The following is a 10,446-nucleotide window of genomic DNA, read 5'->3' on the forward strand; positions in this document are numbered from 1 at the left end:
CCATCGTCCTCATCCGTAAGGTGCAGGGGGAGTTTCTTCGGGCACCCTTGCCTTCGCCTACGTGTTCCCTTCTCCCAAGGGCCACGGTTGGACTTGCACCAACTAGCCGACTAGCATGCCGGTCACACATGGGTTTCGCTGTGCTCTACCCATCGACGCAACCCCTGCCAAGCGCTCCGAACCCTCGGATTGAGGCTCACCCGTCCCAAACAACAGCACATGCGTTCCGACAGGCGTGCGATCGAAGAGCTCGATCAGCTCCGGGTCGTGCATGCGGATGCAGCCGTGCGAGCGCGCGACGCCCATCGGCTCGGACTGCGGGCAGCCGTGGATGTAGATGAACCGGCGCAAGGTATCGACGTAACCGCCGCGGTTGCGGCCCGACTCGCGCCCAGTCAACCAGAGGATCCGGGTCAGGATCCAATCCCGCCCCGGATGCTGCGCCGCGAACGCGCTGTCGTAAATCTCGCCGGTCGCTCGACGCCCGCGGAAGACTGTGCCGAGCGGGCATCCCTCGCCGATACGGATCCGCACCCGATGCAGTCCCCGGGGCGTGCAGCCGCTGCCGTACTGCTCACCCACACCCTTCAGTCCGGTCGATACCCGATACTCGCCGAGTCGCCGCGAGCCCTCGTAGAGACCGAGAGCCTGGCGGTCGATATCGATCAGGATGTGTCTTGAACGCCACCACATGTTGTCGTTGCGCCGCACCCTCTTCACCATCGGCTGAAGGGATGAAGCGCCAGGTTCGAGTTGTAATAGCGCGGATCGTGCGACACCTCGGCCCCGGCCCAATCCGGCAGCTCGAAGGACTCCTCCTCGGACGCCAGCTCAACCTCGGCAAGCACCAGTCCGGCGTTCTCTCCGGCGAAGACATCGACCTCCCAGAGATGGCCGCCGCACCGCACCCGATGGCGCACCTTGTCGATGACCGGCAGACTGCTCAAGCTCTCCAGCATGGTCCGCGCGTCCTCGATCGGGATCTCATATTCGAATTCGGAGCGAGTCACGCCCGTCGTCCTGCCCTTGATGGTCAGGAAGCCGCGATCACCCTTCGCCCGCACCCGGACCGTCGCACGGCCCGCCTCCGCCAGATAGCCTTGGAGAATCGGCTCGCGCTCCTCGACGCGATCGCGCCAAGATGCGTTCTTCACTAGAAACTTACGCTCGATTTCAAGGCCCATAAAGCGCGCCCGGAGTGAAAATGGAAAGCTGATCAAGGCCTGCATGTCCCAAGCAACCAGAACCCTTCCTGATTAGGAGCGATGTTGAGCCACCGGTCAGCCGCAGCCTGTTTCGGGCGCCGAGCATCGGCCGAGCGAAGAGCCGACTGAAGTCGGCGGACAGCCCCCCCGGGTCCGCCGGTTTCAACCGGCCCCGGGGCAGGCGGACTTCAGTCCGCCGAAAGCACCTCAAACATCTTACCAACCATGAACGCCATTGAATCGCGGCGAGGTTTCAAAAAAGAATGAAAACCGAAAATTTCCTGAATCGCCTCAGCTCCAACCATGATGGTCGGACACACGCGCGCACCGACCCGACAACCCCGCAGGCCGCGCCGACGACGCGATTCAGCCCCGCTCGAACAACGCCATCGACTCCACATGGGCCGTCTGCGGAAACATATCCATCACCCCCGCCGAAACAAGCCGATAACCAAGCGCATTGACAAGACGATCGGCGTCGCGCGCCAGGGTCGTCGGATAGCAGGACACATAGAGCACCCGCTCCACCCCGAGCCGCGGCAGCCAGTCGAGCACGGCGAGCGCGCCGCTGCGGGGCGGATCCAGGAGGACCTTGGTGAAGCCCTCGCGCGACCAAGGCTCCTGATCGAGCGGACCATAAAGATCAGCGGTATAAAAGCGTGCGTTCCCGATCTTGTTCAAGGCCGCGTTCGCCTGTGCACGCGCCACCAAACCGGCATCGCCTTCAACCGCGACAACCGATTGGGCCTGACGGGCGAGCGGCAAGGTGAAGTTGCCCACGCCGCAGAAGAGGTCCAACACTCGCTCGTCGGCTTGGACATCCAGGAGCGCGAGCGCCTGATCAAGCATCGATCGGTTCAGCTCAAGGTTGACCTGGGTGAAGTCGGTCGGCTCGAACTCGATCCGAAGATCGTAGCGCGGCAGCTCGTAATGCAGGGTGATCCCCTGACCGGGCAGCGGCCGGATGCTCTCCGGCCCGGCCTCCTGAAGATAGATGTGGAAACCCTCGCTCTCCCCGAGCGCCTCGAGCACGCCCAAGTCGGCCGCACTCGGCGGACTCAAGGTGCGGAACACCAAGACCGGCGGCGTATCGCCCATCGCCACCTCGATCTGAGGCACCTGCTCGCGGATGCTCAGGGCGTCCACCGCGGCCCCGATCGCCTGCAGATGCGCCCCGACACTCGGATGGAGCACCTCGCAGCGGCCGATGTCGGTGATGAAGGCATTGCCACGCTCGCGAAAACCTACGAGGGTTCGGCCCTTCTTCGCCACATAACGCACACCGAGCCGCGCCTTACGCCGGTACCCCCAAGCGCCCGCCGTCAAGGGCTCAAGCCAGGTCTGCGGGGTCACCTTCCCGATGCGCGCGAGCACATCCGCAAGGCTGTCTTGCTTGGCACGAATCTGGGCACCCGCCTCCATATGCTGCAGGCTGCACCCCCCGCAGACACCGAAGTGGCGGCACTTGGGCACCACGCGCTCCGGCGACGGCCTCAGCACCTCGACGACGACACCTTCGTCGAAGCGCCGCTGGATGCGCGTATAGCGGAAACGCACCCGCTCCCCCGCCAGCGCACCGTCGATAAAGACCGCCTTGCCGTCGAAGTGCGCCAATCCGCGACCCTCGTGCGTGAGGCCCTCGATCTCGGCCTCGACAGGCTCCTGCGGAAGGGGTTTGCGTTTTCTCGACACGGCATCCGTCCTCGACACTCAAGCTGTAGACCGAAAAACCCGGGGTCCGCGTTAGGCAGGAAAGACCCCGGTCGACAGATAGCGATCGCCGCGGTCGCAGACGATCGCCACGATCACCGCGTCATGCACCTCCCGGGAGAGTCTCAACGCGGCAGCGATACAACCGCCGGAGGAGACCCCCGCGAAGATCCCTTCCCGCGCGGCCAACTCGCGGGCGGTCTGCTCTGCGATATCCTGAGTGACATCGATGATGCGATCCACGCCGGCAGGATCGAAGATCTTCGGCAGATAGGCCTCGGGCCACCTGCGAATTCCCGGAATGCTGGAACCTTCCTCGGGTTGGACACCGACGATCCGGATCGCCGGATTTTGCTCCTTGAGATAACGCCCCGTCCCCATGATGGTCCCGGTCGTACCCATCGCGCTGACGAAATGGGTGACCTGTCCGTCGGTATCGCGCCAGATCTCCGGGCCAGTCGACTCGTAGTGAGCGGCCGGATTGTCCGGATTCGAGAACTGATCGAGCCGGATCCCCTCACCGCGCGCCTCCATTGCATTGGCCAGATCGATTGCCGCCTCCATGCTCCCGGCTTTGGGCGTGAGGATGATCTCGGCTCCGAAGCTGCGCATGACGCCGCGCCGCTCGGCGCTCATGTGCTCGGGCATGATCAGCACCATCCGATAACCCTTGATCGCCGCCGCCATGGCGAGTGCGATGCCCGTGTTGCCGCTGGTCGCCTCGATGAGCGTGTCGCCTGGTTTGATGGTCCCGCGCTCCTCGGCACGACGGATCATGTTCACGGCCGGTCGATCCTTGACCGATCCAGCCGGATTGTTGCCCTCGAGCTTGGCCAGAATCAGGTTGTCGGTGTCGCCCGGAAGACGCTGAAGTCTGACAAGCGGCGTATGGCCGACGAAGTCTTCGATCGTTGGATAGGGCATAGTCTGCTCACATCGGCATCGCGCCGGAGGCTGAGTTTGGCTGTCCTCATTCTGCACCAGCATCGAGCATCGACCAAGCTGCAACAGGGCTCGGCCCTCTCCGTATGGACGTTGTAGGGTGATTACCTATAGAGTAACGGCCTGGTGGCGACCTTTTTTGGACGGCGATAGGTATGGTCGATCAAGGCTCCAAACTCGACGGCCTGCCCGCGCGAGACGCTGCCGCTGCACTCGCAAGCGCGGGCGGTGACGCCGATCTCGCTCGCGAGTTGCTGGACGTCCTGCTGGCGGGGTTGCCGGCCGAGATCGAGGAGCTTCGCGCCTGCATTGCGGAGGCCGATTGGAGCGCGCTGGCCGAGCATGCGCATCAGGTGCGCGGAGCAACCCGATATTGCGGCGTCCCGGCGTTGGACGAAGCGATCGAATCTTTGGAACGCACGGCGCGGCGAGGCGATCCGGTGCTCGTGTCGGACGATTTCGCCGCTGTCGAGGCGCAAGCGAGCCGTCTTATGGAAACGCTGCGCAGTTGACAGGCGTTTGCACGGCGGAAACCTGTGATGTACGGAGTTTGGATCCGATCACGGAATGACCTCGTTCCGGAACATTCCGACGTTTTTTGACGGTCTCGGATGCCGTGTCGAACCGTCGCGACCATCGGCGCAGCCCTTCACGCGTGAGACTCGACGAACTCGCTGCGAGCCGTTACGTCGGAAAGCCGCCGCTTATCGTCTAAGGAACAGCCTGTGCATTCGATGCGTTCAATTTTGGTCGAGTTTGCCCGCATTGCCCGTCATGCTTGCGACGGCACTCGCGATTCGTCTGGATAGTCCGGGTCCTATCCGCTTTCGGCAGAAGCGCTACGGGTTCAACAACGAGGTGATCGAAGTCTTCAAGGTCCGGTCGATGTATCACCACCTCTCCGATCCACTCGCCAAGCGCGTGGTCACCAAGGGCGATTCGCGAATCACGCGTGTCGGGCGTTTCGTCCGCAAGGCGTCGATCGACGAGCTCCCGCAGCTTTTCAACGTATTGAGCGGGGAGCTGTCGCTCGTCGGCCCGCGCCCCTACGCGGTGAACGCACACCACCAACGAACGCCCTTGGGAGCAGGTCGTGGACGGCTATTTTGCCCGCCACAAGGTCAAACCGGGCATCACCGGATGGGCGCAGGTCAACGGCTCGCGGGGCGAGGTCGATACGCCCGAAAAGATTCACAAACGGGTCGAGTACGACATCTACTACTTCGAAAACTGGTCGATCCTGTTCGATCTCTACATCATGCTCAGGACGCCGTTCGCGCTCTTCAACACCGAAAACGCCTATTGACCTTGACCCAGGGATCGACCGGAAACCGGAGTCAGGAGGCTGCTGTGCGCCATTTCCCGCGCCGGCGCCCCCCGGGGGCTCGACTTACCTGCGAACCCCTGTCTCACTCGCCCCCAGCTTCACGGCCGACTCACTTCGGCCTTATCCACCGTCTGTAGTGTCTTGGCCAAGCCCGCCACTGCCGCACCGATATTGCTGAGCTCCGCAGGCAAGATCAGGGTTGTTCCGGACTGAGCGATGCGCCCGAACTCCCGCACGTACTGCTCGGCGATCCTCAGACTCACGGCATCCTTCCCGCCGGGTTTCTCGATCGCCGCGGCGATCCGTTCGATCCCGATCGCGGTCGCCTCGGCGAGCATCTGAATCTCGCGCGCCTTGCCCTCGGCCTCGTTGATCTGCTTTTCCTTCTCGGCTTCGGATAGATTGATGACCTGGATCTTCTGACCCTCGGAGATATTGATCTTCTCTTGGCGCTCGCCCTCCGAGCGCGCTACCACCGCCCGGCGCTCGCGCTCGGCGCGCATCTGCTGCTCGAGTGCGTCGGTGATCGTCCCCGGCATCACGATGTCCGCGATCTCGTAGCGCATAACCTTCACGCCCCAGGGCTGCGCGGCGTCGTCCAGAGCGCTGACGACCTCTTCATTCAGCCTGCTGCGTTCCTCGAAGGTCCGGTCCAGCTCGATCTGACCGATGATCGAGCGCAGCGTCGTCTGCGCCAGGCTCATGGATGCGAAGCGATAGTCCGTGATGCCGTAGCTCGCCGACTGGGGGTCGATCACCTGGAGGTAGAGGACCCCGTCCACGCTCACGGCGATGTTGTCCTTGGTGATGCACTGCTGCTTGGGGACATCGAGTGCCTCCTCCTTCAGCGTATGCCGGTAGGCGACCCGATCCACGAACGGAATCAAGATGTGAAATCCGGCATCCAGAGTGCGCGAATAGCGTCCCAAGCGCTCGATGATATAGGCCGAGCGCTGCGGGACGATCTGCGCAGTCTTGGCCAACGCGACCACGATCACGGCCACCGCGACGAGCGAAATCAGGGTGCTGATGCTGAGGTACATGTCATCCATCGTGCCGTTTCTCCTCTAAACCGCGCCCAGCGCGGTATGTGATATTTTTGGATGGGATCGGCCCCGGCAGAAGCGACAGTTGTCGGCACTGGCGCGGTTTCGACGAGACAGGCAAAACCGTTCGTTCCGGACGACGCGCCGCGCGGCCGGACTCAGGGCTCGGGCGTGCTCGGAGGCGTTGCGCTGACGAGCAGGACCAGTCCTCGCCGGCCGGTGAGCCAGACCGGGTCGCCCGCGTGGATGGGATCCGATGACTCGGCATTCCAGCGCACGCCGTTGAGGGTCACGACACCCGCCCCGCGGACGAAATCGGTCTGAGCCCGTGCTCGCGTGCCATCGGGAAGCACCTCACTGCCGCTCCCGCCCGTCTCCACCTGCCCCCGGAACCAGGGTTTGAGGCGATGACGCGCGAGCAACAAGAGTGCGGCACCCAGCACACCGAACAGCAGGATCTGAGCGGGTGGATCGATCGGGACATCGAGAAACAGCAGCAGCCCGACCAGCAGCGCGGCAATCCCGAAGAAGACGGCGATCACGCCGGGGAGCGCAAGCTCCGACAGGATCAGCAGGACACCGATCAGGGTCCAAAGGGAGGCAGGGGTAAAGGTCCAGTCGATCATGGAAAGGCTCGCGCCGATCGCTCCATCCGCTATACCGACCGAACTCTACCATCCGAACGAACGCTTGGCATACGTCGATGCCTCCCGATCGCAGATCAATCGAGATCCGGTGTTTGGCCTGTTGCGATGTAGACGACACGTTCGGCGAGATTGGTTGCCCGATCCGCGACCCGCTCGTAGTTGTGGGCGATCGACAGGAGCGACACGCCGACCCGCGCGTCCTCGGGGTTGGACCGAATCCAGGCGATGATCTCTTCGATCAGCACACGCTCCGCGCTGTCGACCTCGGCGTCGCGCCCGGCAGCGGCGCGTGCCATCGCCTCGTCGGCGTCCCGGGCGTAAGCGCTCATCGCCGCCACGAACATCGCAATCGCCGCGTCGCCGAGATCCGCGCAACGCGCCACCGGACCCGCGGGAAGCGATCGAGGCTCGCAGCGCATCAGAATGCGCGCGATATCGGCGGCATAATCCGCGATCCGCTCCATCTCCGAGATCATCTCCAAGGATGCGCCGATCAGACGAAGATCCGATCCGGCCGGTCGGTAGGCCGCCAACACCACGAGCGCCTGCTGCTCGAGTGCACGGCGCTCGTGATTGATCTCGGCGTCCCCGGCAACGATCGTGCGCGCCACATCGAGATCATGTCGGCGCAGAACCTCCAGCGAGCGCTGCAGGGCCTCGCGGACCTGCTCGCCGAGAGCGAGGATGTCGGCCTTCAACGTCTCGCGTTTCTTGTCCAACAAGAGGTTGGAATCGGACATGGTCAGTTCTCCGGCAGGGTGCGTTCGGATCGGGACGCCGCTGGCGCTCCCCGAATCTAACCGGAAAATCTGACGATTTCGTGACCGTCCGTAACTCTTTGTATTTACGAAATCTAAAACGCATCTACTGCGACGTCCGTCGAGCAGCACACGACGATGACAAGTCGAACGGATTCACTACCCTGCCGGACACGCGTTAGAACGCTTGCTCGATCGCTCCCATGCGAAGACCATAGCCGCGAGGTCGGCCGTTTCGCGGAAGCGGATCCTGCATCACGAGGATATGACGCATGTTTGAATCGACAAAGGTGGGGCGCTCGGTCAGCAAGGACGACTTCAAAGAGCAGCAGGAGGAGTTGCGCACCCAGCTGCTCTCGGCGCAACGCGACCTTAAGGACTCCGATATCCCGGTCGTCGTTCTCATCTCGGGCGTCGAGGCGGCAGGCAAGGGCGAGGTGGTGAACCGACTCAACGAATGGTTGGATACGCGCGGCGTTCAAACCTTCGCCTTTTGGGACGAGACCGACGAGGAGCGCGCTCGTCCGCGCTATTGGCGCTTCTGGCGCTCCATGCCGCCCCGCGGGGAAATCTCGATCCTCTTCGGCGGCTGGTATCAGACCCCGATCGAACATCGCTTCCAGGGGCATTGCAGTGACGCGGAGCTCGACGGGGAGCTCAACCGCATCGTCGACTTCGAGCACATGCTCATCCAGGACGGCGCACTCATCCTGAAGTTCTGGTTCCACATGTCCGAAGAGGACCAGAAGGCACGTCTGAAGGAGCTCTCCCGAGACGACAAGAGTCGCTGGAAGATGCTCCCGGACAAGAGCAAATTCTCCGAGCAGTACGCCGCCTTCGAGCAGGTCGCAGAGCGGGTCATCCGCCACACCGATCGGGGTGACTGCCCCTGGTACCTGGTAGAGGCCGAGGACAGGCGTTACCGCGATCTGACCGTCGGCAAGACCCTTCTGCACGCTATCCGTTCGCGCCTGGCAGAGGCCCCGCCGGACGAGCCGAAGACCAGCGGCGGCAGTCCGGAGCTGCCGAGCGGCGCGAATGCCCAGATCACGCTCCTGGATCAACTGGATCTCTCGCTTGCCTTGGACAAGGACACCTACAAGGCAGAGATGAAGCGCCTGCAGACCGAGATCAACGAGCTGGCCTGGAGCGCCTACAACCAGAAGCGATCGACCGTCCTGGTATTCGAGGGCGTGGATGCCGGCGGCAAGGGCGGCGCGATCCGCCGGATCACGACCGCGATCGATGCGCGCCTCTATCGCGCCATCCCGGTCGCCGCGCCCACCGACGAGGAGAAATCACACCACTATCTATGGCGTTTCTGGCGTCACATCCCGCGGGCAGGCTACATCACGCTCTACGATCGATCCTGGTACGGACGTGTCCTGGTCGAGCGGGTGGAGGGTTTTGCCGCCGATGCCGAATGGCGGCGCGCCTACTCGGAGATCAATCGCTTCGAGGAGCAGCTGGTGGACAACGGCATCATCCTGCTCAAATTCTGGATCCATATCAGTCAGGACGAGCAGCTGCGGCGCTTCAAGGATCGCGAGAGTGTCCCCTACAAGCAATACAAGATCACCGACGATGATTGGCGCAACCGCGAGAAATGGCCGCAATACAAGGATGCGATCAACGAGATGGTGGTGCGCACGAGCACCAAACATGCGGCTTGGACACTGGTGGAGGGCAACGACAAACCCTATGCGCGGATCAAGGTGCTCAAGACGGTATGCGACACCGTTCGGGAAGCGCTCAAACACGACCCCGAGCCGACGTCCGGTTATCTGCCCTGCGGCGAAAAACGGCCCGAGCAGATGAAGCCCGAGCAAACGAAGAAGGCGTCGAACGGCAAATCTGAGTCTTGATCCTAAACCGCGCCCAGCTCGGTATGCGATGTTTTTGGATGGGATCGGCCCCGGCAGACTTGTCGACCTTTGGAGTTGGCGCGGTTTAAGATATTAAAGAAATATATTATTTTGAACCGCGTCCCCGCTAAGGGTTGTGGATGAAACGAACGTCGAGCTCACTCGAAAATGAGCATCTCGCTCCGGACGCGATTTAGGCGATGGCGAAGAGTCGGAAGTAATTCGCGCGCGTGACCGCAGCAATCTCCTCCGGATCCATCCCGCGCAGCTCGGCGATGCGGCTCGCGACATGGGCGACCATCTTGGGCTCGTTGGGTTTGCCGCGATGCGGCATGGGCGCCAGGTAGGGCGAATCGGTCTCGATGAGTAGGCGGTCGAGCGGCACGCGGCGCGCGACGTCCCGCAGTTCCTCGGCGTTCTTGAAGGTGACGATCCCGGAAAAGGAGACATAGAAACCCAGATCCATGCCGGCCTTCGCCATCTCCCAATTCTCGGTGAAGCAGTGCAGCACCCCGCCGACGGCATCGGCACCCTCCTCCCGCAAGATCTCGATCGTATCCTCGCGGGCCTCGCGCGTGTGGATAATCAGCGGCTTGCCGCAAGCGCGTGCCGCCGCAATGTGGACGCGGAAACGCTCGCGCTGCCGGACCGGATCGAGATCGCGATGGAAATAGTCCAGTCCGGTCTCCCCGATCGCGACGTTTCGCGGATCCGCCGCCAGAGACACCAGGGTCTCCACGGTCGGCTCCTCGCCGTCCACCTGGTTCGGATGCACGCCGACCGAGACCGCGACCTGCGAAAAGGGATCCACCAGACGTCGCATGTCCGGATAGTGTTCCAGATCGATCGAGACGCAAAGCATGTGCGTGACGCCCGCATCGGCGGTCGCCTGCATGAGTCCGGCGAAATCGCCCTCGTATCGGCGAAGATCCACGCGATCGAGGTG

At 62.9% G+C, this 10,446-nt stretch carries 11 protein-coding genes and 1 pseudogene; 4 read left to right on the top strand and 8 right to left on the bottom strand.

All coding sequences use genetic code 11. The features are described from left to right. Positions 1 to 102: 102 nt before the first annotated feature. From VLR48_RS02340 to cysM, 4 genes are all read right to left on the bottom strand, one after another. Positions 103 to 711, bottom strand: coding sequence for a L,D-transpeptidase (locus tag VLR48_RS02340; RefSeq protein WP_325290237.1), 609 nt, complete (start codon positions 709 to 711; stop codon positions 103 to 105). A 5-nt stretch (positions 712 to 716) separates the two neighbouring features. After that, entirely contained in the window at positions 717 to 1,184 is a 468-nt protein-coding gene (locus VLR48_RS02345) for a CYTH domain-containing protein (protein ID WP_325290247.1), read from the bottom strand. Positions 1,185 to 1,571: 387 nt separating this feature from the next. After that, positions 1,572 to 2,897 carry a 23S rRNA (uracil(1939)-C(5))-methyltransferase RlmD gene (gene rlmD, locus VLR48_RS02350; RefSeq protein ID WP_325290238.1) on the bottom strand — a complete coding sequence of 442 codons (1,326 nt, stop codon included), beginning with the start codon at positions 2,895 to 2,897 and terminating at the stop codon, positions 1,572 to 1,574. Positions 2,898 to 2,948: 51 nt separating this feature from the next. Further along, on the bottom strand, positions 2,949 to 3,839 hold the full coding sequence (gene cysM, locus VLR48_RS02355) for a cysteine synthase CysM (protein ID WP_325290239.1): 891 nt from the start codon (positions 3,837 to 3,839) through the stop codon (positions 2,949 to 2,951). 173 nt (positions 3,840 to 4,012) lie between these two features. Between cysM and VLR48_RS02360 the strand changes: the two genes are divergently transcribed. The 3 genes and pseudogenes from VLR48_RS02360 to VLR48_RS02370 all read left to right on the top strand — a co-directional run bounded on the left by VLR48_RS02360 (position 4,013) and on the right by VLR48_RS02370 (position 5,163). Beyond that, a complete protein-coding gene (locus tag VLR48_RS02360) occupies positions 4,013 to 4,369 on the top strand; it encodes an Hpt domain-containing protein (RefSeq protein ID WP_325290240.1) in 357 nt (118 codons plus the stop codon). 262 nt (positions 4,370 to 4,631) lie between these two features. Beyond that, positions 4,632 to 4,874, top strand: a pseudogene (locus VLR48_RS02365) (sugar transferase); the annotation flags it as partial. A gap of 76 nt (positions 4,875 to 4,950) precedes the next feature. Further along, on the top strand, positions 4,951 to 5,163 hold the full coding sequence (locus tag VLR48_RS02370) for a sugar transferase (RefSeq protein ID WP_325290241.1): 213 nt from the start codon (positions 4,951 to 4,953) through the stop codon (positions 5,161 to 5,163). Positions 5,164 to 5,282: 119 nt separating this feature from the next. On the opposite strand, the gene VLR48_RS02375 is transcribed toward VLR48_RS02370, so the two are convergent. From VLR48_RS02375 to phoU, 3 genes are all read right to left on the bottom strand, one after another. After that, on the bottom strand, positions 5,283 to 6,236 hold the full coding sequence (locus VLR48_RS02375) for a stomatin-like protein (RefSeq protein WP_325290242.1): 954 nt from the start codon (positions 6,234 to 6,236) through the stop codon (positions 5,283 to 5,285). 152 nt (positions 6,237 to 6,388) lie between these two features. After that, complete coding sequence (locus VLR48_RS02380) at positions 6,389 to 6,856, bottom strand: NfeD family protein (RefSeq protein ID WP_325290243.1); 468 nt, start codon at positions 6,854 to 6,856, stop codon at positions 6,389 to 6,391. Between the two features lie 95 nt (positions 6,857 to 6,951). Next, positions 6,952 to 7,617, bottom strand: a complete 666-nt coding sequence (gene phoU / locus VLR48_RS02385) for a phosphate signaling complex protein PhoU (protein ID WP_325290244.1) — start codon at positions 7,615 to 7,617, stop codon at positions 6,952 to 6,954. 290 nt (positions 7,618 to 7,907) lie between these two features. On the opposite strand from phoU, the gene pap reads away from it, so the two are divergent. Beyond that, positions 7,908 to 9,500 (top strand): polyphosphate:AMP phosphotransferase, encoded by a 1,593-nt coding sequence (pap, locus tag VLR48_RS02390; protein WP_325290245.1) that lies wholly within the window; start codon positions 7,908 to 7,910, stop codon positions 9,498 to 9,500. 193 nt (positions 9,501 to 9,693) lie between these two features. On the opposite strand, the gene VLR48_RS02395 is transcribed toward pap, so the two are convergent. Continuing rightward, positions 9,694 to 10,446 (bottom strand): TatD family hydrolase (locus VLR48_RS02395; RefSeq protein WP_325290246.1); only part of this gene is annotated, 753 nt, incomplete at its 5' end.

Source organism: Thiocapsa sp. (assembly GCF_035467215.1).
Taxonomy (GTDB): Bacteria; Pseudomonadota; Gammaproteobacteria; order Chromatiales; family Chromatiaceae; genus Thiocapsa.